Annotated in this window: 26 protein-coding genes; 13 read left to right on the top strand and 13 right to left on the bottom strand. The window is 43.4% G+C overall.

The window, feature by feature from the left end; all coding sequences use genetic code 11:
- Positions 1 to 6: 6 nt before the first annotated feature.
- Positions 7 to 831: an SUMF1/EgtB/PvdO family nonheme iron enzyme gene (locus tag JO154_RS01855; protein WP_291941363.1), complete on the top strand. Its 825-nt coding sequence runs from the start codon at positions 7 to 9 to the stop codon at positions 829 to 831.
- On the opposite strand, the gene JO154_RS01850 is transcribed toward JO154_RS01855, so the two are convergent.
- Positions 804 to 1385 (bottom strand): GNAT family N-acetyltransferase, encoded by a 582-nt coding sequence (locus tag JO154_RS01850; protein ID WP_291941362.1) that lies wholly within the window; start codon positions 1383 to 1385, stop codon positions 804 to 806. The genes JO154_RS01855 and JO154_RS01850 overlap by 28 nt on opposite strands.
- Before the next feature lie 154 nt (positions 1386 to 1539).
- Here JO154_RS01850 and JO154_RS01845 point away from each other — a divergent pair, with 154 nt between their 5' ends.
- From JO154_RS01845 to JO154_RS01835, 3 genes are all read left to right on the top strand, one after another.
- Positions 1540 to 1980, top strand: a complete 441-nt coding sequence (locus JO154_RS01845) for a hypothetical protein (protein ID WP_291941360.1) — start codon at positions 1540 to 1542, stop codon at positions 1978 to 1980.
- A 22-nt stretch (positions 1981 to 2002) separates the two neighbouring features.
- Complete coding sequence (locus JO154_RS01840) at positions 2003 to 2425, top strand: hypothetical protein (protein ID WP_291941359.1); 423 nt, start codon at positions 2003 to 2005, stop codon at positions 2423 to 2425.
- 135 nt (positions 2426 to 2560) lie between these two features.
- Entirely contained in the window at positions 2561 to 3226 is a 666-nt protein-coding gene (locus JO154_RS01835; RefSeq protein ID WP_291941358.1) for a hypothetical protein, read from the top strand.
- A 178-nt stretch (positions 3227 to 3404) separates the two neighbouring features.
- Here the strand turns inward: JO154_RS01835 and JO154_RS01830 are convergent, their stop codons facing one another.
- Positions 3405 to 3602, bottom strand: coding sequence for a hypothetical protein (locus JO154_RS01830; protein ID WP_291941357.1), 198 nt, complete (start codon positions 3600 to 3602; stop codon positions 3405 to 3407).
- A 474-nt stretch (positions 3603 to 4076) separates the two neighbouring features.
- On the opposite strand from JO154_RS01830, the gene JO154_RS01825 reads away from it, so the two are divergent.
- Together JO154_RS01825 and JO154_RS01820 are read left to right on the top strand one after the other, a co-directional pair.
- On the top strand, positions 4077 to 4400 hold the full coding sequence (locus tag JO154_RS01825; RefSeq protein ID WP_291941356.1) for a S24 family peptidase: 324 nt from the start codon (positions 4077 to 4079) through the stop codon (positions 4398 to 4400).
- Between the two features lie 83 nt (positions 4401 to 4483).
- Positions 4484 to 5359 (top strand): DUF72 domain-containing protein, encoded by an 876-nt coding sequence (locus tag JO154_RS01820; RefSeq protein WP_291941354.1) that lies wholly within the window; start codon positions 4484 to 4486, stop codon positions 5357 to 5359.
- A gap of 7 nt (positions 5360 to 5366) precedes the next feature.
- Here JO154_RS01820 and JO154_RS01815 read toward each other — a convergent pair whose 3' ends face one another.
- Positions 5367 to 5837, bottom strand: coding sequence for a nuclear transport factor 2 family protein (locus JO154_RS01815; protein WP_291941353.1), 471 nt, complete (start codon positions 5835 to 5837; stop codon positions 5367 to 5369).
- A gap of 47 nt (positions 5838 to 5884) precedes the next feature.
- Here JO154_RS01815 and JO154_RS01810 point away from each other — a divergent pair, with 47 nt between their 5' ends.
- The 4 genes from JO154_RS01810 to JO154_RS01795 all read left to right on the top strand — a co-directional run bounded on the left by JO154_RS01810 (position 5885) and on the right by JO154_RS01795 (position 9311).
- Positions 5885 to 6454, top strand: a complete 570-nt coding sequence (locus JO154_RS01810) for a Crp/Fnr family transcriptional regulator (protein ID WP_291941352.1) — start codon at positions 5885 to 5887, stop codon at positions 6452 to 6454.
- Positions 6455 to 6520: 66 nt separating this feature from the next.
- Complete coding sequence (locus JO154_RS01805) at positions 6521 to 6898, top strand: DUF4260 domain-containing protein (RefSeq protein WP_291941350.1); 378 nt, start codon at positions 6521 to 6523, stop codon at positions 6896 to 6898.
- A 30-nt stretch (positions 6899 to 6928) separates the two neighbouring features.
- Positions 6929 to 8839, top strand: coding sequence for a tetratricopeptide repeat protein (locus tag JO154_RS01800; RefSeq protein WP_291941348.1), 1911 nt, complete (start codon positions 6929 to 6931; stop codon positions 8837 to 8839).
- A gap of 52 nt (positions 8840 to 8891) precedes the next feature.
- Positions 8892 to 9311 (top strand): hypothetical protein, encoded by a 420-nt coding sequence (locus JO154_RS01795; RefSeq protein ID WP_291941347.1) that lies wholly within the window; start codon positions 8892 to 8894, stop codon positions 9309 to 9311.
- A gap of 174 nt (positions 9312 to 9485) precedes the next feature.
- On the opposite strand, the gene JO154_RS01790 is transcribed toward JO154_RS01795, so the two are convergent.
- Together JO154_RS01790 and JO154_RS01785 are read right to left on the bottom strand one after the other, a co-directional pair.
- Entirely contained in the window at positions 9486 to 10790 is a 1305-nt protein-coding gene (locus tag JO154_RS01790; protein ID WP_291941346.1) for an O-acetylhomoserine aminocarboxypropyltransferase/cysteine synthase family protein, read from the bottom strand.
- A 79-nt stretch (positions 10791 to 10869) separates the two neighbouring features.
- Positions 10870 to 12012, bottom strand: a complete 1143-nt coding sequence (locus JO154_RS01785) for an alpha/beta hydrolase (RefSeq protein WP_291941345.1) — start codon at positions 12010 to 12012, stop codon at positions 10870 to 10872.
- 101 nt (positions 12013 to 12113) lie between these two features.
- Here JO154_RS01785 and JO154_RS01780 point away from each other — a divergent pair, with 101 nt between their 5' ends.
- From JO154_RS01780 to JO154_RS01770, 3 genes are all read left to right on the top strand, one after another.
- On the top strand, positions 12114 to 12494 hold the full coding sequence (locus tag JO154_RS01780) for a PH domain-containing protein (protein WP_291941344.1): 381 nt from the start codon (positions 12114 to 12116) through the stop codon (positions 12492 to 12494).
- A 72-nt stretch (positions 12495 to 12566) separates the two neighbouring features.
- Positions 12567 to 13106, top strand: a complete 540-nt coding sequence (locus JO154_RS01775) for a GNAT family N-acetyltransferase (RefSeq protein WP_291941343.1) — start codon at positions 12567 to 12569, stop codon at positions 13104 to 13106.
- Between the two features lie 20 nt (positions 13107 to 13126).
- On the top strand, positions 13127 to 13852 hold the full coding sequence (locus tag JO154_RS01770; protein ID WP_291941342.1) for an AAA family ATPase: 726 nt from the start codon (positions 13127 to 13129) through the stop codon (positions 13850 to 13852).
- A gap of 59 nt (positions 13853 to 13911) precedes the next feature.
- Here JO154_RS01770 and JO154_RS01765 read toward each other — a convergent pair whose 3' ends face one another.
- The 8 genes from JO154_RS01765 to JO154_RS01730 form a co-directional block, all read right to left on the bottom strand.
- A complete protein-coding gene (locus JO154_RS01765; RefSeq protein ID WP_291941340.1) occupies positions 13912 to 14721 on the bottom strand; it encodes a UbiA family prenyltransferase in 810 nt (269 codons plus the stop codon).
- 403 nt (positions 14722 to 15124) lie between these two features.
- Positions 15125 to 16798 (bottom strand): response regulator, encoded by a 1674-nt coding sequence (locus JO154_RS01760; RefSeq protein ID WP_291941338.1) that lies wholly within the window; start codon positions 16796 to 16798, stop codon positions 15125 to 15127.
- Positions 16799 to 17216: 418 nt separating this feature from the next.
- Entirely contained in the window at positions 17217 to 17747 is a 531-nt protein-coding gene (locus tag JO154_RS01755) for a hypothetical protein (RefSeq protein ID WP_291941336.1), read from the bottom strand.
- Positions 17748 to 17769: 22 nt separating this feature from the next.
- Positions 17770 to 18693: a hypothetical protein gene (locus JO154_RS01750; protein ID WP_291941334.1), complete on the bottom strand. Its 924-nt coding sequence runs from the start codon at positions 18691 to 18693 to the stop codon at positions 17770 to 17772.
- Between the two features lie 15 nt (positions 18694 to 18708).
- Complete coding sequence (locus JO154_RS01745) at positions 18709 to 19428, bottom strand: Crp/Fnr family transcriptional regulator (protein WP_291941332.1); 720 nt, start codon at positions 19426 to 19428, stop codon at positions 18709 to 18711.
- Positions 19429 to 19608: 180 nt separating this feature from the next.
- Positions 19609 to 22359, bottom strand: a complete 2751-nt coding sequence (locus tag JO154_RS01740; RefSeq protein WP_291941330.1) for a hypothetical protein — start codon at positions 22357 to 22359, stop codon at positions 19609 to 19611.
- A gap of 84 nt (positions 22360 to 22443) precedes the next feature.
- Positions 22444 to 22980, bottom strand: coding sequence for a hypothetical protein (locus JO154_RS01735; RefSeq protein WP_291941329.1), 537 nt, complete (start codon positions 22978 to 22980; stop codon positions 22444 to 22446).
- Positions 22981 to 23356: 376 nt separating this feature from the next.
- The gene (locus JO154_RS01730; RefSeq protein WP_291941327.1) at positions 23357 to 24232 is read right to left on the bottom strand and encodes a helix-turn-helix domain-containing protein; all 876 of its coding nucleotides are present in this window, start codon (positions 24230 to 24232) and stop codon (positions 23357 to 23359) included.
- Between the last annotated feature and the right edge of the window lie 4 nt (positions 24233 to 24236).

The following is a 24236-nucleotide window of genomic DNA, read 5'->3' as shown; positions in this document are numbered from 1 at the left end:
TATTGTATGAAGTATGTGTGGCTGCAGTTGTTGTTGTTCGTGGTTTGTTACTGTCAGGCGCAGCAACTGCAGCCGCCTGTATTTATTACGGTGCCGGCAGCCCGGTACCAGGTGGGGGAGAAAGACTTCCTTTCCAATCCACTGCGCACTGTAACCTTAGATAGTTTTCGTATATCCGTTACCGAAATTACGAATGCGCAGTTTGCTGCATTCGTAGCAGCAACAGGTTATACAACTGAGGCCGAACGCAAACACAATGCACTGGTGTTTGAACCTGGCTTGGAGGAATTCCGCTGGATAGAAGATAGTACCGCCTATTGGCGTTATCCCAACGGTAGGAGTAGGGGAGGTATTGAAGAAAAGATGGATCATCCAGTAACAACTATTAGCTACACAGATGCCATCGCTTTCTGTAATTGGGCCGGCTTCAGGCTGCCGTCCCTCGATGAGTGGGAAGTAGCTTCCCGCGCAGGAAACAGCGATCACCGATACTTCTGGGGCAACAAAAAAGAAAAAATCAGCCGATACGCAAATATCTGGCATGGCCGAAACCACCTGGTGGCCGATAGTTCCGATGGTTATATGTATACCGCTCCAGTGGGCAGCTTTAAGCCCAATCCGTGGGGATTATTTGATGTCTATGGAAATGTATTTGAATTCTGTTCCGGTAAAGCCCCGCTGGATAAGCCAAATAGTAAAGTCGTTCATGCAAGAGGTGGTTCCTGGTGGTGCAGTAAAAACTCCTGTAACTATTTCAACTCGGTAAACATTGGCACTGTTAATCCCCATGCTTCCTTTAGCAATCAGGGTTTCCGGGTAGTGAAGCCATGACCCCGATCCCAAACTACGATATCCCAATCCCCGAATTTATCTGTATGGGTATGTATGGTGCGGAATCCAGTTCTTTCATGTGCCCGCTGTGATCTGAAATTGGTTACGGCAATTTCTGTCAACAGAAAATCATAATGGGCTGCATATCTTTCGCGGTGGTAATCATACAGCAGTTGAAATACGCCTTTTCCTCTGTAATCCGGATGTACACAGATCTGCCCCATGATGTAGAAATTATGTTCCGACAAAGGTTTGCCTGCATAGAGAATAGGGTTCAACACACGGATCATATCCTGTAATGGTTCATAGATAGGAGCGGCGTCATGGGTAAGTACCAGGGCATAACCAGCAACTTTATCGCCATCTTTCACAATAATACTAGGTACCACTTTGTGTAACTCCTGTAAAACAGGCAGTTGATAAGACCAGGTGAGAAATCCTTCTTTCGCTTTTTCGTCGGCTGTCAAGTCTGCCGCATTGTTGGCCAGGGAAAGGGCTGCAATCTGTTGCAGTTCCTCATTATTACTTACTTCCTTTGGAATAAGGTGTATCATGCGTTCCGTTTTCTGTTTTAAAGGTACGGATCTTAACTGTAACGCTGAGACCCCAACCTTACTTTAGACAACTTTCCATGCTGTAGAAATCCCGACAAAACATCCCGGAATTGCAGTAATTTAGTCTAACGGTTAGGAGTAAACGTCCCGGGCTATGAATAAAAGAAAAGTGTGTATAGACTATAGTATTGCCGTCTTCCTTGATGTACTGTTTACCTATTGGTGTCATTTTCAATTCAACAAGTATCACCCTGACAGTGGTGATTTTTTAATGGGTATGGTATGGGTGATACTGTTATCCGCCCTGTTTGGTTTTGGGTCTTGGAGACGAATAGAAAAATATTATAGGGAAAACAAAAGATGGAAAAACCAAATTGCACTAGCGATGATGGTAATTGACCTGGCAGTTATTCCAGTGTCCTTGTATATCCATTCATGGTTTCCAGCATTTGAAAACGTGTTTCATGAAACGACCTATATAAATCCACTGCTCATCATCTTTCTATACAGTATATTAAATGGAATGCTATGGCTGATAGTATGGATGCTTAAAAAAATCATAACAATCCCCCAACATGTACCCACTGACAGATAACCCGGGAAAAATTACCCGTCCCATGAGCAAAAGAAAGTTACGTACAGGTTACAGTATTGCTGCGTTCATAGTTGTACTGCTTACCTGCTGGAATCGTTTGCATTTCCCCATTAACCCGATTGATATTGGAGGGGCCATCCTTTTTACTGCTTTATTTTTGATGTGGTCTGCTATACGCATTGAAGAATATCATGAACGCAATATAGCCTGGAAAGAGCAGATTCGTTTTGTCATGATGGCTACTGATCTCATTGCTATTCCACTGTCTTGCCATGTCTATTCTTGGTGTCCAGCCTTGGGAAGGCATTTTCATGTAAAAGAAGGAGACATGCTAAATCCACTGTTACTCATGATGCTGGCTTCGGTCATGAACCTAATCATGATCATAATCGTTCGTGTGATCAAAAAAATAAAAGGAATACCGAAACAGGCGCCTACTAAGTGACATCCCAATTAGCAATAATTTACCGATATTTGATGGCAGCATACCACAACAGGTATGCTACTTTTTTATGTGCTATGCTGGTTATAGGGAGACAGCCATTGCACCATATCACCACCGTTTCAAAATGAAAGGAATATGAACTGGAGCAGAAATTATAATCTTTTTCTCTTCTTTGGAGATACAGCAGGAGCAAACGCGCCATGGCAGCAGGATGTATGGAAAACACAAATTGCCCCTGTCCTAGATACGGTCCTCCATACTTCTGCCTATTATAAAAAAACAGGCATAGGAACCTTTCAATACGTACCCAAACCCAACTCTGTATATTCGGAAGCCTTTAAACCTGGAAGACTAACCTGGAATGATATCGGCCATGATAAATGGACGCTGAACGCCCACTCAGGGCCACGCCGATTTCACTTTCTAGATATATGGACTCCCTCAAGAGGGATATGCGCAAAGCTGGAATCTGCTCCCGATGTATATTTCAGCCTTTGCAATGAACGAGATACTTACCGCCTAAATACAGTCGCATTTGAATGGATGGCGGTATTGGCAGTGGCAGAAGAAGCGAATATGGATACACAAACCCAAGCTAAATTACTCGCCCAAGTGATGAATGCAAAACGACTCATCTGGCGAAAACAAGGCTGGCAGCAGCGCTCCCGCAACGAACATTGGCAGCTTCCTGGTAGTATACAAGACTTTTTGTCTGCCAATATCAGCGACGAAAATATAGATTTACATCAGTTGAGCTTTGCGGATATTCAATTCGAACCCTTCTGGAAAATTTTACTATAAAATTAATAATCCCTGCAAGCTGGCAGCAGCAAGACATTTCATGTAAGTAGTTACCTGACGGTAGTTAAAAAGTGAAATTGTTACAGGGCGCCATTCCTATAAGCGCCAGACGGAAAAGCAATAACTTATTTTGAATTTTAACAAATGGTCGTATGGGCGTGCATGTCATACGACTTTCTCATTGCCCTGATGCACCAGTTTTTTTCTCAGTTGGTGCAGGTGTTTCCTCTTCCTTTACTTCATCCTCTTCCCAAAAATCAGGTTGTGCAAGTAATGCGTCCCATAGGCTGATGCCACTTTCTTCGGGTACTGGTGGCTGATTCGGATTTTGAGGGATGGGTTTCCAATCTTTGTTTACTGTTTGGTTTGTTGTCATGAGGATAAAATTTGATTGCTAAAAAATTGCTACCCAAAACTAACAACTCAGTCACTGAATAGTTGTATAGCGAACAGAGCAAACAGCATGCCGGCTACGCGAAGATCCCATCATAGTTAATTTCTTTTTTATGAAAAAAAATTAGATATTTGCACCAGCAAAATTTTGATAGATTGTTGGTGATCCCAGTCCATACCTTCTTCTCACATTTCTTTTTCTATCTCATTTTCTGACGCAACGCAATAGCTCCTTCGTAGGCCTGATGCTGCTTTGCTGTTGGTGTTGCCATGCGAGCAACAACATCGCGCTATTGCGAATGTAATCGTTTGCGCTTACGTGGCATCGCTGTATAGCATATAAAATAAGCGTTTGTGAAACAATAATCCAGCGCATATCTTTCATGCGCTACTCTATATTTAATCCTTTGCGCCTACACGCATCCTAGCGTCTTGGCGTGAAAAAAAACAATGTAACATGAATAAATTTGAACGATTGAAATCAGACCTTGAAACCCTCGGCACCGGCCGTATGAAGGCTTTCGGGTCGTCTATGTTGCCCATATTAAAAAGCGGCACACTCCTTACTTTTATGAAAGCGGAAGAATACCACATCGGTGATATTGTATTTTGCAAAGTGAAAGGCCATTACATCGATGCCCACAAAATTATCAAGCGAGATGCCGGCAAAGGCTATCTGATCGCTAATAATCACGGGTTTGAAAATGGCTGGACACGAACGATCTACGGCAAGGTCATTCTCGGAGAATATGAGAAAAGGATTATTTACAAAAGTGAATAATCCTTTTTTTATGGCCGGTATAATGCGGTAATGATGCATATCACTCCTTTTATGGTTATCTTGCGCACTTATTTTTCACTACTATGGACTTTGGCGCGAACTGGAAAAATTACGATCAGGCAATCATTCAACTGCCACCGGATCATCCCATCACCTCCCGTACACTTCCTGGTACACCAGGACCTGGCACATTGAAGATTGGCTCTTCCGGCTGGACACGGAAAGAATTTACCAATACGCTTTATCCTAAAGGAACGACCGCCGCGAACCAACTGACGGAATACAGCCGTATCTATCAATGCGTGGAGCTAAACGCCACCCACTATAAAATTTATTCTCCCGCCGAAATCCAAAAATGGATGGAGAAAATTAAAAATAAAGATTTCCTCTTCTGCCCGAAATTTCCACAAGCGATCAGTCACCATAGCACCCTACTGAATGCCACCGAAGAAACAAAGGCGTTCCTAGATGGTATCCGCGCTTTCGGTAATCAACTAGGGCCCGTGTTTTTGCAACTGGGAGAACAATTTTCTCCCGCCCGCAAAGCCACGCTATTTAAGTACCTAGACTCACTCCCAGAGGATATCGATTTCTTCGTAGAAGTACGCCATGCGGATTGGTATAACAATCCCACAGAACTCAAAGAGTATTTCAAAACCCTCCGCGAAATGTGTATCGGCGCCGTTATTACAGACACTCCCGGCAGAAGGGATTGCCTACATATGGGCCTCACCACACCGGATCTTTTCCTGCGCTTCGTGACAAAAGGTAATCACCCCTCAGACGTCAAACGCCTGCTGGAATGGAAATCACGCCTCGATACATGGACTGCCGCCGGCCTGGAACGCATCTTCTTCTTTCTTCATGTACACGAAGGTGAACATGAAGCGGCTTTCTACCGCGATGTAAAAGAGGTATTCGGCATTCGCAGCCAGGAAACCCAGATGTCGTTGTTTTAAAACAATTTTATTTTCCGGGAGACACGACCATACTTTCCTCCACACAGTCCTCCTTACGACGCGTATCTATCAGGTACTGAATTTTCCACACGCCATTGGTTTTTACCAATTGAAAGGAATTTACACCGCAATGATGAAAACGGTCCTTGAGATAAAAACGATAAGGAGTCCATACACTGGCCAAGTTACCGTCTATACTCACTTGTTTAAAATAGATACGTTCATCCAGTAGCCCTTTAGGCTCTTTCCCAATAGCACTGGCAAAACTTTCTACGGTGTCGGATTTAACAGTTTGATCTTTTGCAATGGTTTGTACAATAGCGTTGGCACTAAAACAAGAACTAAGTAATGCACTATCTGAAGTGCGCATTGCAATAAATAACTTATTAACGGCTACTTTGACTTCATCTTCAGCGGTTTGTGCTTGTAATTTTCCGCCGAAGATTAACAGGGTAATCAGGATAAAACCGGTACGCATTTTTTCATGTAATTTAAGGTTTTTATATTTTCGTTCCTAGTACGAATATGACAGCATTAGAACAATATATCAGCAGTTTCTTTGGCGTGCCGGATAATGACCTGACAGCCATTGCCAATTACTTCCAACCACAACAACTCCGTAAACAGGAATACTACCTGAAAGCAGGGCAGGTTTGCGATACCCTTAGCTTTCAACATTCCGGCCTCACACGCTTTTTTGTGCAATTGCCAGAAAAGGAAGTTACGCAATGGATCGGTACTCCTGCCTATTTTGTTACAGACCTGAACGGACTTTTTTTCGGAAAACCTGCCCGCTGCAGTATACAAGCATTGGAAGATTGTGAACTATTTACGATTCATCGAAAAGACTATCAACAGCTAGGCGAAAAAATTCCTTCCTGGCATGAATTGGAAAAGAGATTTATTGCCCGCTGTTTTACGTATATGGAAGACCGTGTGTTCAATCTCTTGGCCATGAGCGCAGAGCAACGCTACCAATGGCTCTTTGGGATGCATCCTGGTCTTTTTAACCAAGTACCACTACAATACCTGGCTTCTATGTTGGGTATGACGCCTGAAACCCTCAGCAGGATCAGGAAAAAGCAATTGTCATAACTTCTTGATTTTTGTCAAGAGAAGGAGCCTGTTTGCCAGATAACTTTACATCCACAAACAAGCTATATGAAAAAAACATTACAAACGGAAGAAATCCTACTCACCGCATTTTCAATTTACCTACTGGTGCATTTCACCCCAGGAATTTCCTTCTGGCTTTGGATACCCCTGTTTCTCCTGCCAGATATCTCCGCCCTGGGGTACCTTGCTGGCCCACGGGTCGGCGCATTTTCCTACAACCTGTTTCACCATAGGGGAGTGGCGCTCCTGGTGGCGGCATTCGGCTACTGGCTCTCTATCCCAATGCTGCTCAGCGCCGGGTTATTGCTCTTTGCACATAGTTCCTTTGATCGTATGATGGGATACGGTCTCAAATATGCTGATGATTTCAAACATACCCACCTGGGCATGATCGGTCATGCGGCAATTAGTAAGTCACACTAACGGAAAAGTTTTATCTTAGCAAACCATTTGATGGCCATCGAACCATATTTTAAACCCATGTTCCTGATTCCATTTTTGCTAAGATCAACGAGAAACCGTATTGTACCCATTGTTTCCTTGATTGCTTTCACTACAGCTACTGCTGTAGCACAGACCACCCAGACAGACCAAGCCGTCATCAAAATGATGGAGGGCGATTTTAAACAAGCTGGCACTTTAGCGGCTGCCGCTATCCGTACGGATCACAATAACGCTATGGCCTATGCCGTTGCCGGCCGATCGCAGGTCTTGGATAATAACCTGACCGCTGCCCAGTCCAGCTATGACCAGGCCATTCGCCTAAATCCGAACAACGGCCTCTTTTACGCCCTGAAAGCTGCCTGCTACCAGTTCCAGCAACAGCCGGATCTCAGCACAAAAACTTACGATAAAGCCCATAAACTGCTGTCAAATCCTGCTACAGCACTGGATTATTACGCCCTGGGGCTGATAGATGAAAGTCTGCATAACACCGCAGCGGCAATGAACGATTACGCTAAAGCCATCTCCCTCCAGCAAAGAATGGCCATCGCATACCTAAGAAGAGGGATCCTCCTCCTGCGCGATGACAAAAACGATGACGGTATCGCGGAAATTTCCAAAGCACTGGCCATCAATCCCAGTTATGGGGCCTGCTACGGCTATCGGGCGAATGCCTACTCAGGTAAAGACCAATACGAACTAGCCATCGCAGATTATACAAAGGCCATTTCCTATGATCCTAAAGACGGAGATGCCTATTTCAATAGGGCCGTAGCCTATAAGAAATGGGGGCATTACGACCAAGCCCTGGCTGATTATGCGAAGGTGGAAGAAATAACGCCGAAAGACCCTGCCCTCTATGGCAACCGTGCCCTGGTGTACATGGCTACGGATAAAGTGCCAGAAGCATTCAAGGAATACTGCAAAGCAATTAATCTCGCACCCAAAAATCCAAATTACCTTTTCAGCAGAGGGCAAATCTTTGAACGCTGGCAACAATACGATTCCGCTATGACCGACTACAATCGCGCCATAGCCGCAGATCCCCGTAATGAAAACGTACTCATTCAAAGAGGAATTCTCTATTCCAGCCAATTGAAGGCCCCCGATAAGGCAATGGCGGATTTTCAAAAAGTAATTGAAATAAATCCAAATAACTCCTACGGCTATATGAATATGGGAGCGATCCAGCATAATAAGCAACAGTATAGTCTCGCTATCAGCAACTATACCAAAGCAATTGAGCTGGACCCCAAAAATATGTTTGCCTATGGCAATCGCGCTGATGCCTATGAAGCTATCGGCAACAAGAAACAGGCTAATCTGGATCGTAAGAAATACGCTGACTTGGGAGGCCAAATCACCGCCAGTGGCGGTGATAGCCATCGGAGCATTTTTCCAGAAGGTACCTTCGACCCGAAATTAGCGGCTGCTGCCTTGCAACGAGGTACTTCCACCATTATGGGTAGGGCCTGTACCAAAATCGATGGACTTATTTTCAGCGCTAAAAATGTAAAAGTGGTACTCTTCCCTGAAACGCCTTATTTAGATGAATGGTATGCGCTGAGAGAGAAAAAGGAAGGTAAGAATACGAGTGTATATATGTCGGACGAAGCAAACAAATACTGTGTGGTAGCCTATTCTGGAGATGATGGCCGTTTTGTTTTCGAGGGACTGAAACCAGGAAAATATTTCATCCAGTTGATTCACAGTTTCAATCAACAGAAAACCGCCCGTGTTTATACCGGGTCTGATGTCTTCCAAAATGGTCCTGTGCAACAGGTGACGAATTATTACTATGATCAGGATTACTTGGTGGGCCGGTCCACCCGACTGGAACGATTTGTTGAAATCAAAGAAGATGGTGAAACCAAGAAGATCACCCTGGCAAAAGGACTGATCAAAACCTGTGATTTCTAAGAAATAATTTTTTCAGAAAGCAGTGGAAGTGGTAACTTTCACTGCTTTTTTTATGAGAGTATACACCACCCTTCATATGGGCGCCTTCCACACGCATCACTGTGAGGATTACCTATTTACAGACGCCCTTTCCACCAATACCCATCTTTTTATCGTCATGGATGGCTGCTCCTCTGGAACCGACAGTCAGTTTGCCACAGCGCTTTCTGCCCGTATATTTCGGAAAATTGCCCGAGAGATCAGCTACAAAGCCTTCCTGGAGAAACAGACGCTTTCATTGGTAGCGTCGGCATTTGACAAAGGCCAGTATGCTACGCAATACGATATCCCTAACTACCTTTTATGCGATACCAATATGAGTGAAACGGCGTATATGCTTCACCGTAAGGTTATTGACATCCAGGAACAGGCAGGATTAAAGCCTATGGATGATCTGGCAATTATCCGCAGTAATACTGCCAGGAAAAGTTAAATAACTGTTGTGTAATTACCTGATAAACTGAATAATGCGTTAAGTGCGTTCTCGACTTGCTTTAAGAGGGATATTGATATAGATAACAAACAAAGATTTATCACGTACTGGAGGAGAAGTGAGTACCGGTTGTCTGTTTTAGGGAGACAACCGGTGCTCCAAACGGCTTTACTGCTATCCAATAGCCGCAAATGCCTGGGATATGTCATCCTTGATATCTTCTATATGTTCCAGGCCGAGGGATATACGTAGCAGTCCTGGTGCTACACCTGCCTTCAATTGCTCTTCTTCGCTGAGTTGCTGGTGCGTAGTGGTGGCAGGGTGAATAATAAGCGTTTTAGCATCTCCCACATTGGCCAGGTGGTAGATTAACTGTAACGACTGTACGAACTTGTCTGCCGCTTCTCTACCGCCTTTAATTTTAAAGCTCAATACGCCGCCAAAACCGTTTTGCAAGTATTTCTTGGCCAGGTCGTGGTATTTGTTACCTGGAAGTCCTGGGTAATTTACACTGAGAACTTGCGGCTGTTGTTCGAGCCATTTGGCCAGTGCTAGGGCATTATCTACCGTGCGTTGTACACGCAGGGAGAGGGTTTCCAATCCTTGAATAAAGAGGAACGCATTCTGCGGCGATAAGGCAGGGCCCCAAGAACGGAGTCCGGCCACCCTTGCACGGATGATATAGGCGATATTGCCAAAAGGACTATGAGATCCGAAAACCTCCCAGAATTTCATGCCATGGTAAGCATCATCTGGCTCACTGAATTGTTTGAATTTCCCATTGCCCCAGTTGTAATTACCACCATCCACAATCACGCCACCAATGCTAGTGCCATGACCGCCAATCCATTTGGTAGCGGCTTCCACCACCACATTGGCGCCATGCTCCAAGGGTCTGGCCAGGTATCCTGCCGCCCCGAAAGTATTATCTACTACTAATGGAATATCATGTTTCTTCGCAATGGCACTGATCTTTTCAAAGTCGGGAATTGCGAAGCCCGGATTACCGATCGTCTCCACATATAACGCTTTTGTATTTTCGTCTATCAGCGCTTCGAACGACTCCGGGTTGTCCAGGTCTGCAAAACGGGCATCCACGCCTATACGTTTGAAACTTACCTTGAACTGGTTATAAGAGCCACCATAGAGGTAGGAGGAGGTCACAAAGTTATCTCCAGGAAGGAGAATATTATGTAGGGCAATAAACTGCGCCGCCTGGCCAGAAGCCACCGCCAATGCGCCCACACCGCCTTCCAATGCCGCCACTCGCTTTTCAAAAACATCCGTTGTAGGATTCATGATGCGGGTGTATATATTCCCGAACTGCTTCAATTGAAATAAATCAGCCGCATGTTCAGCACTATCAAAAGTATAAGAAGTGGTTTGATAAATAGGAACTGCTGCGGAATGAGTAGTTGGATCGGGCTGATAGCCAGCATGCACCTGCAAGGTGTCGAAATGTAGTGGTTTCTTGGACATATCTGTCTGTTTATCTTTGAAGAATTCAATTAGTCTACAAAGTAAATAGACTAATTGAATTTTCAAAACAACTGCGCGATTATTTTGCCAATGGCCTTACATATTGCACAAAGGAGAGCAGAAATTTACCTGGTTCTTCCATAGGAAGCAGGTGACTGGAATGTTCGAACCAGATACCCTTCTTGTACGGGGCCTTCACCGCCTTCAGCCAACGATCAGTAGGGGCGTTCGGGGTGGTGTAATCGTGTCTCCCCATAAACATCAATACTGGAATTGGAAATTCTTTTACGCCATTGAAATCAGTAGCCAGGAATTCATCCATTACCCGGCCCAATGTGAACATACTGCCCAAATCGATGGCAGGTACGTCTTCTGGGGCATATTCAGGAGAGAGGTAAGGCGCACTGAAAAAATACTGCGGTTCCGAACGGTAGGCAGCTAAGCCGCCATAATACTGTGGCCACTTACGGGCAATGATAATCCGTTCCCTAGTTACCGGCTTGTTGCCAGGATAAGGAGCAATCGTTTTCATCTCCTGGATAGCAGTATCATTTTTCGTACGAATAGCTTCTTGCATGCCGAAGTCAAAACTGAGTTTTTCATTCTCCATCACATTGATCGCCTGACCGATCCCTACATAGGCGTAAAACAGGTCCGGGCGTTGCAACGCGGCGTGCATGGCTACAATGGTGCCCCAGCTATGTCCTACGAGGATCAGCTTTTGCTTATGATATTTTTTACGAATCAATTCTGCCAATTGAATGGCATCCTCCACAAAGGTTTTAACGCGAATAGTGGCGCCTAGTCCGGTCGTATCATTGGCCAAGTAAGTTTTTCCGGATGCCCTTTGATCGTATTGCACCACCGTGAAATACTCTTCCAAGGGCCGTTGAAAGCTCCACATAACAGGCGCCATAGGAGAGGCCGGCCCTCCATGTACGAAAAGAATAATTGGATTGCTGGTGTCCTGGCCGCGTACACATACCCACTGCTTAATCCCACCAATGGGCGCTTCAAAATTTTCCTGGATGCCATCCGGATTCAGGATGGTACTCATATCTTTGATGACCTTCCGTCCGGAAGCATATCGCACTGCCGGCGGACTACTCTGCTGGGCATCGGCCCCCATGGCAAAAAAACATACTAATACAATAAACGACAACTGACGGATAAGTGACAACATGGACTGTTGGCAGGTTTGCGGGAATTTTGGTTGAAGCATGATCTAAAAGTTGTTGTGAAATTGGGTATATACCTCATGATAAGAAGGCTTTCGAATGTACGAATTTATCATATCTTTCCAGTCCAAAAAGTAACAACGATATGGGCCTATTTTCGGGATTAATGGGGAACGCCGGCGCTGTCAGCCAGGAAGAACTAGTGCAGGAATACAGTAAACTCCTGACGGCCACCGAGCATATTGAAATGGGGTTCAAACTGATTAGAGATGTTTTCCTTTTTACCAACAAACGCCTGATTCTCGTGGAAAAACAAGGACTCACAGGCAGTAAAATTGAATATCGCAGTATCGTTTATAAGAGTATCTCCCGGTTCAGTGTTGAAACAGCCGGCACTTTTGATTTGGATGCAGAATTGAAAATCTGGGTATCCTCCGAAGCCAATCCCAGTATAGTCAAACAGTTTAACAAATCCGTAGACGTTTACGAAGTACAAAAGGTGCTTGCCAATTACGTACTCGGCTAAACGAAAATACATCCAGCGTAAATACTTATTTTTGTGTCCTGCGCTGAAAAGCGTGGACTGAATAATTTATATATGAATTTCTCCATACAACCCATACTGGAAAATGAGCGGGCCAGGCTGGTGCCGCTGGAAACAACAGATTTTGAGGAACTGTTCGCAGTAGCCTCCGATCCTAAAATCTGGGAACAGCATCCTAATAAAGATCGCTGGCAGGAGCCTGTATTTAGATCTTTCTTCGATGGCGCTATGAAAAGTGGCGGCGCATTTAAGATTATCGACAAAGCCACCGGTAAAGTAGCCGGCAGCTCCCGATTTTATGATTATGATGCTGCGGCAAATACCATTATGATCGGTTATACCTTCTATGGTACAGCCTATTGGGGAACTGGTATTAATCCTTCCGTCAAAAAACTGATGCTGGATTATATCCTTCAATTTGTAGATAAGGTACATTTTCATATCGGGGCTACTAATTTCCGCTCCCAGCAGGCTATTCAGCGAATCGGAGCCGAAAAAGTGGCAGAGGCACAAGTAGCCTATTACGGAGAACCAGACCGACATAATTTTGTATATGAAATCACCCGGGAAAACTGGGTGAAGCCCAAACAATAACTACGTGCAGATTTAGTGAGATGAGCATATTTGATCTGATTATTATTGATCCCAGGAAAATTGACCTGGAAGATGTCTTCTTCAGCGATGCCAACAAGGCTATCCTGGAACAGGTGATTAAAGAACACCGCCATATTCATGCCCTCCGGCAGTACGAGCTCCCAGTAGATAACAAAATACTACTCCACGGACAGTCGGGCTGCGGTAAAACTACCACCGCCAAAGCCATTGCGGCTGCTTTGGGTAAAAGTATTGTGATCTTGAACCTGAGCACATTGGTTTCTTCCAAACTTGGAGAAACTTCCCATAACCTAAAAACGGTGTTCGATAAAGCGATCCGAGATAAAGCCGTGCTTTTCCTGGACGAGTTCGATCAGATTGGGAAAATGCGCTCTACGGATGATCACGACTCCGGCGAAATGCGCCGATTGGTCAATACCCTCTTACAATTGGTGGATTATTTTCCCCAGGATAGTATGCTGGTATGTGCTACCAATTTCTATGACCTCATTGATCCCGCACTACTGCGCCGTTTCCAGTTGAAACTGAAATATGAACTGCCTGGGCCGGATAAACTGGACCTCTATTACGATAAGAAATTGGAACGATTCCCCGAACATCTTCGGGACCTTCCTCGCAAGTATGATATCTCCTATGCGGAAGCAGAAGATTATATCAATACTACCATGAAAGGACGCATCATTCATGAACTGGAAACTGCTGCCCTGGAATTAGCCAGCGCATAGTAACAGCGATGTATATACGAAAATCCCAACTGGTGAATTACCAGTTGGGATTTTTTACATTATTTCAGGAAACAGATCACCGGGATGGTCGCGATGAACATGTAAACGAAATAGTGGTAGGTTTTGTCGTCCGCCTTACTGTTCCGGTATTTCACCACTCTGAAGGCAATAACGGCATGGTAGAGGTATTGTGCCACAATCAACGTGATTACCCAAGCGGTGTATTTGTTTTGGCTGATGATAGCAAAATAATAGAGTAGGGGAGAGACGGTAAGGAAATAAATGAAGAGCATTTTCCTGGACTTACCATCGCCATACTGCAAGGGAAGTGTTTTACGATGCATCACGGCATCTCCCACCTGATCTCTTAGATCTTGTACTGGTAGGCCAAAGCCGGCCCATACACTGAGGAAAATAATAAATAGCCAAACATTATGGCCGATGTGATTGGTGGCGAGTTGCCATTCTGCGCCCAATAGTGCCACCGTGCCGGCAGAAATACAGACGAGGTTTTTAGTGATCCAGTGTCTACTTCCCCAGCCGCAGAGCACTACCGTGATCACCTGCCATGCGATTGCATATAAAAGCACATGCAGCCACCAGGAAATCAGCATAAAGAGGAGATTGTAAATGAGGAGTCGCTTAATAGCAGCTTTCCTCGTAATCAGCTTTGCTGGTAAGGGACGGTCTGGCTTGTTGATGGCATCCTCTTCTTCCGAATTTACCTGGTTGGCTACACAGAATGTGAGAATGTAAAACATCGTATACAAGGTACAAGTAAAAATAGCCAGGGGTAAGTCGCTCACTGGCCTGCCCTCATAAAACCAAGCCGTGAGAAAAGTGATGAAACAAGGGACAATAGTGTCCATAAGGTCGTTTTTGACAAAACGCCAGATAAGACGAATCTCAAATAGTACATTCACAGTTAGCATAAAAGAAAAATTAAGAGCTTATATGATAAATATATTAATCTTGTGGCTTGCGTAATAATCTTCTACACCAACAAGGCTGAAATGTGGCCGCAGTAAACAATTGATTTATTTTTAATGTGTTATGCAATGAGGAAATCAGTCCTGTTACCAGGCAGCAGGGATTTCAACAAATTTGCGGCAGAAGGCCAATCAATCGGAACTTATCTAGTGGTGTTGAGGGGCAATAAATATCAGGAACGCTACAGGGGGCAAATTTGTTTATCGGACCTGGATACGTTTGTTTAGAAGAATGGAAGAGGATGGTGTGACAGCGAGTTTTCCTTTTGCTTAAAATGGCATGTTAGCAGCGCAGTTGGGTTTGCACTGCCTGATAGAGTTCTTTTACTTTAAAGGGTTTGTGTAATCTTACAATACCATTGGAATAGCCGTTGGCAGGCAGTTCTATCATTTGACCGGTAATAAGGATAACAGGTATATGTCGAAGGGTATCGTCTTGTCGGAGATAAGAAATGAGATCTGTACCTAGCATATCTGGCATGTTGAGATCCGTAATAATCAGGTCTGGCTTGTTTTCTCGGATGAGGTGGATGCCTTCATTCGCGCTACCTGTAACGGTAACAACTGCATGTTTATCTCTGAGGGTACGAGAAAGTGCTACCTGGTTCATCAAATCATCTTCAATCACGAGTATATTGAATCTTGATAAATCAATATCCTCTTTGCGCTCCTCTGTCGTAATGGTTTGCTGGGCCTCCTTTACTGGCAGTTGTACGGTAAAGGTAATGGTATCATTTTCGGAAGTGACATTTATAGTGCCGTGCATCCTGGTCACCAAATAATGGGTGATATACAAACCAAGTCCTGTACTATCGTATCGGGAATGATTGTCGGAGTCGAACGGCAGAAACAACTGGGCCAATCGGGATTGGTCAATATGCCCGGGATTGCTCACTTTCAGCAACAGTTCATTATTTTGTTGGACAGCATCTACCTTAATGATAGTTCCTGATCCGCTATGTTTGATGGCATTGGTCAACAGGTTATTGACGATTTTAGTCAGCGCAAGCCTGTCTGTGGTAATAGCCGAGTGGATATCCGTGTGCAGCAAGATTTGTTTGCCTTCCAGTTCTCCCAGCACTTTGAATATATTGACCTTATCTTGCAGGAATGGCGTGATGTCTACCACACTTTCCACTACCTTATCATTTTTACCAGCTTCGATTTTCGTCAGTAATAATCCATTGTTGATAATATCCAATGCCTGTTCAGACGAACTTTTCAAGCAACTAACAATATGCGCCTGTTCTTCCGGTGTAAGGTGATTATGGGCGATTAAGTCTGCAAAGGTAGAGATGGTGTGTACCGTATTCCGTAATTCATGGTTGATCTCTGCATGATAAATGGCCTTCTCTTCATTCAATCGCTGTACTTCTTTTAAGGAGCGGTCGTTCTGGTTGATCAGGAGCCAGGTACTGAATCCTATCAATGCCAACATTGCTACCCAACAGATTACTTTGATATTATTGGTAGTATCGAGACTGAGTGCAATAGGCTCTACGAAATGATAGCGGTTATTCAATGCGATGAGCGCAAACAACAGTACTGCCATGACCAGACTGAAAATACGTATTCCCCAACGTTTGTATACGGTGAAAGAGGAGCCAATCAAAAAGGTTAGTAGAAAAGCCGTGATCAAGGCTTCTGGCATGGCGGGGCCTAGTAGGGCGCCGAAATAACAGGCAAACACGGTATGAATCAATACCGTACCCAAGGTGCCAAACTCATAAAATTTTTTGTGATTAAAATAGATCACTACAGCAAAGCAACAACATTCGATTATTACCCCAGTAATAAGGAAAATGCTGTTGGTCAAAAAGTAAAAATAGGTTCCAATGATCGCCAGAAATACCGCGGTGAGGAAAGCCAGCGCGTTGATTACAATCACACTGTTATACTTATTTCCTGCATCCGGTGGCACCCCGGCAAATATTATTTTCCGGATCAATTTCAACATCTCAATTCGTTTTGAGGGATGCGCGATTTTTATTACTGGATAAATCCAGGGTTATTTTGTAACTAAAGGTATTCATAACACGTAACATTTGTTGTAGTAAAAACCTGACAAAATACGCCAGGGTTCGGGGAGCGTGTAATTTAGTAATAATTTTTATAATTTCTATTATAGGGCCCATCGCTGGCATCCATTGATTGATAGTCCGTTAGTGAACGTTCGTTGGTCCGGTATCGGACATATATAAGTATTTTATCTGTGTAATATATTATAAAGTAATGATATGTTATTTGGCATATTCTTTCCGGATGAGGATATCAACTATCCTTCCGTCCAAGATAAAGACCTGGTTGCTAAATCGTTTCCGTTATCAGGACAAGTGTAGATCAGTATAAAAGAGGAAACATAACTACTTTATTTACTACTGACTTGCTGTGTCAGATAATGGAAACAGGGCCAGGGGCCCTGTTTCTGCATAGGGAATAGCTATAATTGAATGGGATGCTACCCAACATAGAAATGATGGTAGCGGTATATAAGCGCGGTATCCACTATAAGGCATACTGTAGTTTCTTTCAATTTCTTTTACCATATAGCTGGCTTCTTCGGCGGATACGAAGGGGGTACAGCCATGGGATATTTCCCAGTCCCCTTCGGGAGGTATTTCTCCGGTTGAATCCTGACCCGGCAGGATTCCAGGCAATGCATGAATAGGATGTTGGCCTTGAAGGTAATCATCCAGATATATTCCCGTCGAAGAAGTCCGAACTATAAGGGCCCCCGACCATGGCCTTTCGTGGCAGCCAGCCAAAGGTCCTTGAGGATCCTGGACTGGAGCTGTTGCAAAGCTTCCCTCGAATCGGCAGTAGATACTGCCTGGTGTAGCAATAAACATCCGAGGGGTGCTGCTTTCCACTTCCCGCAGCAGGGTACCGCTGCTGGCGATGGCCATGTATGAAGCGTTTACTGGTGTACTATATATCAATGTTCTCCTGCACTGCTGCAATCGGAACATCCCCGCCGGCGTCTATCACACCTATCAGCGAATATTTTCCCTTCGGCAGGTTGTTCGGCAATTGGAACGGGAGTACCCGTTTCTGGCCAGGGAACATGGGGAATAGCGGGAAGTTTAGTTTCGTTCGTTCATTGGTGGCGGTATTAGATAATTCGATATAGCTCTTGACTAGTAGTTGCGTTTTTCCTGTATTTCTGCACGTAATTACACATGTCCTGTTGCTGTCTGTAGGAAGTTTAAATCCTTCGATGGTTATATCCTTATCTGTAATACTGGGGGAAGTCTGATATATATGTACGCCTATGCGCAATCTTCCCATTACAGTGGTTTTTACGCCTTTTGCATCTTCTACAATTTGTTCCTGTGTTGTCTCGAAGAAAAGCATCGCCCATTTCATTTCAATATTTGAAAGCGAATCCGGAGGTGCTACTACTTTAAAAGGTATTTCTATCGTCTGACCAGTATCCAATTCGAAAAAGGTTCTATCCAGTTGTATCCATTTAGCGCAGCTTTGCGGAATGGAGCCACCTGCGGAATAGGTATGGCCACCAGCGGAGTCCCGCACAAAATCATCTACGTAGATCCGAAACTGCTTTTTAGTACTCAGAAAGTTGGTAATAACCACCTTTCCTATACCTGTTTGTCCTGAATTGAGCTGAAAGTCAATAGTGGACGGTCTGAATAACAGGCCTGATCTTTTATCGGTGCCTGGGTCCGCGTTTTGCGTCTGAACCGGGGGCTGGGCTGTAGGGGCAGTAGAATTTACAGTGGGAGCGGGAGTAGGGGTTTGAGGTTTCCCTTGCCCTTGTACCTGTCCGTTTGGTAGTACTTGTCCCTGGGCCATCAATTGAAAGCTGATAAATAGCAGCAGCAATCCTTTCATGGTGATTGAATTTAGTTAAGCGTTTCCGTTTCTCATGTCTTCATGATAAATGATGCGTTCCAATTTGTGATGATCGAGTATAATTATTTTTCCTTCCTGGATGTCTATGATGTGTTCATCCCGCATGTCGCTGAGTGTGCGGATTAATGATTCTTTTGCAACGCCGGCAAGTGCGGCGAGGTTACAACGACTGATATTTAAACTGAAATCAATTGAACCGGAAGGGTTATACTTTTCATACGTAAGGAGTAATGCTTCACCCACTTTTTTTCGCAGGGAGCTATACGCCATGCGTAGCATTTGTTCTTGTTTGTCCGCAATATTGCGGGTTAGAATTTTGATGATATCTAACAGAAATGAATTGTTACACTGGAAAAGGTAATGAAGGTCTTCCCGCGATATAAATACGAGGTCGGCTTCTTCCATGACTTCGGCCGTTTCCCGGTGTCGGCCTCCATCCATGAGTGCTTGGAATCCGAGAAAATCTCCTTCATTAAAGAGACCTGTTATCAGTTCCTTTCCATCTTCATTCCATTTGCTGGTTTTCACCTTGCCTTTGAGGACATAGAAGATGCAGGTGGCAGATTTGCCTTCGCTGTAAATGATGCGTTTCTTTTTCAGATGTAAAAGATTACCATCATCAATTTGCAGTTTAAGCAACTCATTGATTGTTGTTACGGGATTAACAGTGGGTCCCGGTTCCACTTCTTCAGCGATCATTACTTTTTTCATCATCAGCATAAATTAGAATAGTTAAGGGCGTACGTAATATTACTGTTGAAGAGGTTTATCAACAATTCAAGAGGATATGGTCATCATTTTTGGGAGATTCGATTGGGGTCCAAAAAATGGCTACGTCTAGTATAGCACGGACTTGGGGGTTAGTTGTTTAAGTTCCTGAGGTGTACTTGGTAATCAATTTGTTTTTGGTTTAAAGAATTTAATTTCCCGGCTTTTATCGACAATCTCAAAATTTGCTGTTCCTTCAATCTCATGACTCAGGTCTACAGGATGAGCCATGGCTTTGGGTCTTACCTTATCTATAAATGCATCTGGGTTTAATGAAACAGTATACTTACCAGCAGGTACATTGATAAAATATGCACCAGTCATATCCGTAAGTGTACTATAACTTACCCCTGCACTATCTGTTGCGGTTACCTTTATGTTTTCCAGCCGTACACGAGTATGGGCTATAGAATCTGACAGGATTTTTAATTGTCCTGAGATAACACTGCTTTTCTTGAAAGGCAGTTGAACTGTCATGTCTTTGCTAACTGGGATGACCTGTGAAAGGCCTGCTGCGGGAATAAGCCCTTTGATGGTATTAATGGCCCGAAATTCTATCTTATAGGTTCCCGGTTCAATATTCTTGTATGTAACTTTACCGGTTGCATCAGTTATAAACGGAATGTCATTAATGCTGATCTCCAGATTTTGTAAAGTGTGCTCTCCAGGATCCATGATGCCATTCCCATTAACATCATTAAACGGTAAAAGGTTGAGCGTAAAATATTTTCTGTGTGTTACAATAGGCACATTGAATTTCTTCGTAATAATTACACTGAAATACCGGGTATTAACCCCATTCAGCGCTGGATTTGCATTGTTCTCCAGCGGAATAGATGCGTTAACCATTACATCCAAGTTGTTATGAGGATTACTATATAATAGATCCGCACCTATGATGTGGTATGTAATACTGTCAGATATTGTTTTAGACCAGTTATAGTAAAGACTTGTTTTAAGCCACCTGAACAAAACGAAATTAAAATACGGTCCGGCCAGAATAGACTGCTGATAACTCGCGAAGTTCTTAGTTGTTGCCGAGTCGAATAAGGGAATTTGGATATAATACCCTTTTACTCCGAACCATTTATAGTTTGCTGACAATAATGTATTTGTAATGAAAACAGATTTATTATTAGTGCCATAAGACGGGTTATAACCGCTGAGGCTGTTGAAATAAATGACTGATGTTTTATTAAATTTCTGCTGGTATGCCAACTCCCCAAAATTGTATTTGGGCAAAGAGGTTATAAATTGGGCGGTTTGTTCCAGTTTTCCGCCACTGATGGAAAAGGCTCCGCCGGGCAGACTATGACTATAACTGAGACCATACTTGGTGACATTATAGCTAAGCGCCGCTGAATTGAATACGGTATCCCGGAGGATGTTGACAGGGGAGCGGTTTTGTTGATAAAAAGCGCCAATTCCATTTTTACCCATTTTGTAAGTAAAGGAATGCGATTGAATCTGTAGTCCTCTATACAGTCCTGGATAATCGTCTGAATTGTACTGCATCTGAGAGAACAGATTGAATTTTTTCTTGGAAAGGCTGAAGAGATATCCGCCAGCATACCCAATCTTATCAGGTGGTGCTGTTGGTATATAAATAGTGCTGAAGTTCTTACCTACGCCTGCATTTAATTGCAGGGTAATGTTATTATTCTTGATTATAACCGCTTCATTGTTAAATAACAAACTATTATACTTGTTAACTGTATCATGATTGGCAGCTACGGCCTGTAGTAGCTTTACCTTTCCGATGTGATACTGTGCAGTAATAGTAGCATTATCATTGACGTAGTAGGGGATATTTTGTCTGTGTATGGCAACAGCAAAAGAAATAAAGTCATCAGGGGTGAATTTATAGGTAACCCTTCCGCCATTACCAAAAGTGTAGAAGTATTTGCTGTCTATCATGTTTCCGCCATACAGATTCCACTTCGGCGTATTATAAGTAACGCCAAATACGTTTTTCTCCAGTCGGGTACCCATGCCATACTGCTTGGTTCGATAGTAGAAAGAGAGCATTTTATCTGACCATGCTATATCTCCGGCAAATCCAACATAATAGGTAGCTTGACCATCCCAATTGATATAGCCAGTTTCTACGGAAAAAGGGAAAGTTTGATAAGGAGATATATTCTCTTTGAGTAAACTCTGTACCTTTTCAAGATTCACTATATTCATGAAGCTTTCACCAGAGGCTTCTTCAACAGTAACCGCTATGGGTTCCGTTTTCAGGCGGTTCCATTGAACTTCATTCAGTCTGAACTTATATGTGAATACAGTGTCCATACCTGGTGCAAGTTTCATTTTTACGTTGTGGTTTATTCCGAGGTTATTGTCTTTATATTCAGTGTTATAATTGCCTTCAATCGTACCACTGTTTTTAACCCTGGTCGTGATAGATACCTCTCTCTCCGTACCACGGAGCTGTACGATTTGGGTAATAGGTGTCACGCGGAACGCGCTGATTGGATCCGCTTTAATGTAGAATTTGTACGAATGAAATATGCCTGAAGTTTCCCGAATATTCACAATTACGGGGAGCCATTTAGCTGAGGTGCGTTGTTCCTTCATGACGATGACAGGTATTGTCACCTTTGAATTGGGGCCAAGCTTATGTGTTAGATCTTTTACCGGGGCAATTAATTTCCAAGACTCCGGCACCTGTAAAGTTAGGGTAAACTCCTTTTCGGTGCTCAGTTTATTTGTTATCGTAAAGTTATTGTACAGAAATCGAGCGTCTTTATTGGCTGCCAGCGAATCAGTGTGCTGTACCATCAAAGATTCACCGGACTGCGCAAATATTTTTACGCAGCAGATATTGCTAATGACAAGTGCAATGAGCAATAGCCGGATCAACTGAGATTTCATGATCTCGAGGGGTTGGGGTACATTGAAAATACAAAACAGGCAAGCCTCTCGCCTGGAAAGGCTTACCTGTGATAGAGACGGAAATTATAACTGTGTTGCTGTTACGATTACGTCCAGTCCATACAGACCACCAGTGTAGTTCCATCCTGGATCTGCTTTGAATTGCAGTGAGAAGCGTTTGTTACGACCTTCTTCACCACCATTGATTACAGGAGCAGGAGCAACTGTCAGTGCATTCCAGAATGATGGAGTTGCATTGGTACCACCAGTATTGTTGGAGAGCAGGTGATATTTCAGAACGCTGCAAGGCATTACGTTGTCGTCTGTACCTGTGCCCAGATAAGAGAAATTAGCGGATCCCGCTTTGATGGTAACGTTGAAGTCACGGTTAGAACTAACTTTGTAGTCTACATCATGATCACCCTTAGTGTTTTTCAAGATAACACCATGATCATAATCATGTTCGTCATCAAAGTTACCTACCAATGTACTGCATGGAGGGTCGATGTCAATAATGTTTGTTAAACACAAACCAACGCGAATTGTAGCGTGATCTGAAGCCTGAGCGAAGCAGCTCATGGAAGCCATGGCAATTGCAGCCGATAAGAACAATGCTTTCATTTTATTTGGGTTTAAAGTTCTGAGGTAAAAAAACAAATTCTTTAAATTGTTTCGCAAGATTTGCATGCGGTTTACGATTACAAACTTAGAGCCTTTACGACTCCTGTTTGATGACCACCATCACCGTTTTAAAAATTTTGTTAAATACTTCTTCGGGTGAAAAAAACATTTCCGATGAAATGCTTTGTGGGGGCTTGTTTTGAGAGGTGGTTTATTTTTATCGCTAAAAGACGTTAACGGATCATTCACAAAAATAGGGTGAAAACACGGTGGTAAATAATGTACAAACGTATATTTTACACCGTGTTTTTTTTCGTATATGCTTCTACGTTATATTGTATTTTAATCAGCTACTAGAAAGGATTCTAATTACTTTTTATGCTTGTTGGCTATCAGATAAAAACTGTTTTCTGTACATAAGCGGACTCACACCATTATGTTTTCTAAATTGGCGATTAAGATGACTCTCATCTGTATAACCAAGTTCTTCGGCGATCTGACCAATAGTAATAGCACTATGCGCTAATCGTTGCTGGACAAGCTTATTCCGGTACTGTGCAATATATTGTTGTAAACTCTCTCCCGTAAATTTTCTAAAATATTCTCCCACATAATTAATAGAGAGATGAAAGGTTTGGGCGAGATGCTCTACCCTCAGTTGCTCACTCTCTCCAATATGTTGACGAATATGCACCAGCATCCGGTTGATTAATGGTTCTTCTTCTATAGTGGCTACAGTAGCAGGTTTGCTGCCAGTTACATTTCTCGTTAGGATATTCAGAATTAAGGTAACAAGGTGTTGCAGATTCTCTTCATGGTAATCCCGTTGTTGCTCATATTCTGTTACCAACTGCCGAATAAACGCTCCAATCATCCGACAATCGCCCCCATGTGTGATCTGTATATGCTGAAAACGGTTATGGTGGAAGAATATATGTTCCAACTGCTTTAACCATTGTAAGGTTCGTTCTTTGTCGGCCGCCGATTTACTACTCCCAAGAAATACCTCCGAAAATCGGATAGAACACAGTTGTGTGGGCGTTTCACTTTCAAAACCGCGACAGTCCAGCGGGGTATAAAGGAATATATTTCCCTTGGTATAAGGGTATTTATTACGATTAAGAGTACGCATACCGCTTCCTTCCATCACCTGTACGATCTCAAAGAAATGATGTACCAGTGGCCTTTCATTCCAGTGTTCCAGATCAGAAACGCCTACTTCAAATGGACTATGCAACGATTTTTGTGTCATAACC

It is taken from the genome of Chitinophaga sp., from assembly GCF_019236475.1.
Classification (GTDB): domain Bacteria; phylum Bacteroidota; class Bacteroidia; order Chitinophagales; family Chitinophagaceae; genus Chitinophaga.
The sequence above is the reverse complement of the archived record's forward strand: the minus strand, read 5'-3'. Positions and strand labels throughout refer to the sequence as shown.

What these genes read in the sequence shown, in the direction of transcription:
- JO154_RS01765 (WP_291941340.1), bottom strand. Translation starts at nt 14,721, where the DNA reads ATGGACACTATTGTCCCTTGTTTCATCACTTTTCTCACGGCTTGGTTT.
- JO154_RS01795 (WP_291941347.1), top strand. Translation starts at nt 8,892, where the DNA reads ATGAGAGTATACACCACCCTTCATATGGGCGCCTTCCACACGCATCAC.
- JO154_RS01755 (WP_291941336.1), bottom strand. Translation starts at nt 17,747, where the DNA reads ATGGCCATCGCCAGCAGCGGTACCCTGCTGCGGGAAGTGGAAAGCAGC.
- JO154_RS01785 (WP_291941345.1), bottom strand. Translation starts at nt 12,012, where the DNA reads ATGCTTCAACCAAAATTCCCGCAAACCTGCCAACAGTCCATGTTGTCA.
- JO154_RS01835 (WP_291941358.1), top strand. Translation starts at nt 2,561, where the DNA reads ATGAACTGGAGCAGAAATTATAATCTTTTTCTCTTCTTTGGAGATACA.
- JO154_RS01775 (WP_291941343.1), top strand. Translation starts at nt 12,567, where the DNA reads ATGAATTTCTCCATACAACCCATACTGGAAAATGAGCGGGCCAGGCTG.
- JO154_RS01830 (WP_291941357.1), bottom strand. Translation starts at nt 3,602, where the DNA reads ATGACAACAAACCAAACAGTAAACAAAGATTGGAAACCCATCCCTCAA.
- JO154_RS01780 (WP_291941344.1), top strand. Translation starts at nt 12,114, where the DNA reads ATGGGCCTATTTTCGGGATTAATGGGGAACGCCGGCGCTGTCAGCCAG.
- JO154_RS01840 (WP_291941359.1), top strand. Translation starts at nt 2,003, where the DNA reads ATGAGCAAAAGAAAGTTACGTACAGGTTACAGTATTGCTGCGTTCATA.
- JO154_RS01745 (WP_291941332.1), bottom strand. Translation starts at nt 19,428, where the DNA reads ATGATGAAAAAAGTAATGATCGCTGAAGAAGTGGAACCGGGACCCACT.
- JO154_RS01770 (WP_291941342.1), top strand. Translation starts at nt 13,127, where the DNA reads ATGAGCATATTTGATCTGATTATTATTGATCCCAGGAAAATTGACCTG.
- JO154_RS01800 (WP_291941348.1), top strand. Translation starts at nt 6,929, where the DNA reads ATGGCCATCGAACCATATTTTAAACCCATGTTCCTGATTCCATTTTTG.
- JO154_RS01855 (WP_291941363.1), top strand. Translation starts at nt 7, where the DNA reads ATGAAGTATGTGTGGCTGCAGTTGTTGTTGTTCGTGGTTTGTTACTGT.
- JO154_RS01845 (WP_291941360.1), top strand. Translation starts at nt 1,540, where the DNA reads ATGAATAAAAGAAAAGTGTGTATAGACTATAGTATTGCCGTCTTCCTT.
- JO154_RS01825 (WP_291941356.1), top strand. Translation starts at nt 4,077, where the DNA reads ATGAATAAATTTGAACGATTGAAATCAGACCTTGAAACCCTCGGCACC.
- JO154_RS01735 (WP_291941329.1), bottom strand. Translation starts at nt 22,980, where the DNA reads ATGAAAGCATTGTTCTTATCGGCTGCAATTGCCATGGCTTCCATGAGC.
- JO154_RS01805 (WP_291941350.1), top strand. Translation starts at nt 6,521, where the DNA reads ATGAAAAAAACATTACAAACGGAAGAAATCCTACTCACCGCATTTTCA.
- JO154_RS01740 (WP_291941330.1), bottom strand. Translation starts at nt 22,359, where the DNA reads ATGAAATCTCAGTTGATCCGGCTATTGCTCATTGCACTTGTCATTAGC.
- JO154_RS01790 (WP_291941346.1), bottom strand. Translation starts at nt 10,790, where the DNA reads ATGTCCAAGAAACCACTACATTTCGACACCTTGCAGGTGCATGCTGGC.
- JO154_RS01730 (WP_291941327.1), bottom strand. Translation starts at nt 24,232, where the DNA reads ATGACACAAAAATCGTTGCATAGTCCATTTGAAGTAGGCGTTTCTGAT.
- JO154_RS01815 (WP_291941353.1), bottom strand. Translation starts at nt 5,837, where the DNA reads ATGCGTACCGGTTTTATCCTGATTACCCTGTTAATCTTCGGCGGAAAA.
- JO154_RS01760 (WP_291941338.1), bottom strand. Translation starts at nt 16,798, where the DNA reads ATGTTGAAATTGATCCGGAAAATAATATTTGCCGGGGTGCCACCGGAT.
- JO154_RS01810 (WP_291941352.1), top strand. Translation starts at nt 5,885, where the DNA reads ATGACAGCATTAGAACAATATATCAGCAGTTTCTTTGGCGTGCCGGAT.
- JO154_RS01750 (WP_291941334.1), bottom strand. Translation starts at nt 18,693, where the DNA reads ATGAAAGGATTGCTGCTGCTATTTATCAGCTTTCAATTGATGGCCCAG.
- JO154_RS01850 (WP_291941362.1), bottom strand. Translation starts at nt 1,385, where the DNA reads ATGATACACCTTATTCCAAAGGAAGTAAGTAATAATGAGGAACTGCAA.
- JO154_RS01820 (WP_291941354.1), top strand. Translation starts at nt 4,484, where the DNA reads ATGGACTTTGGCGCGAACTGGAAAAATTACGATCAGGCAATCATTCAA.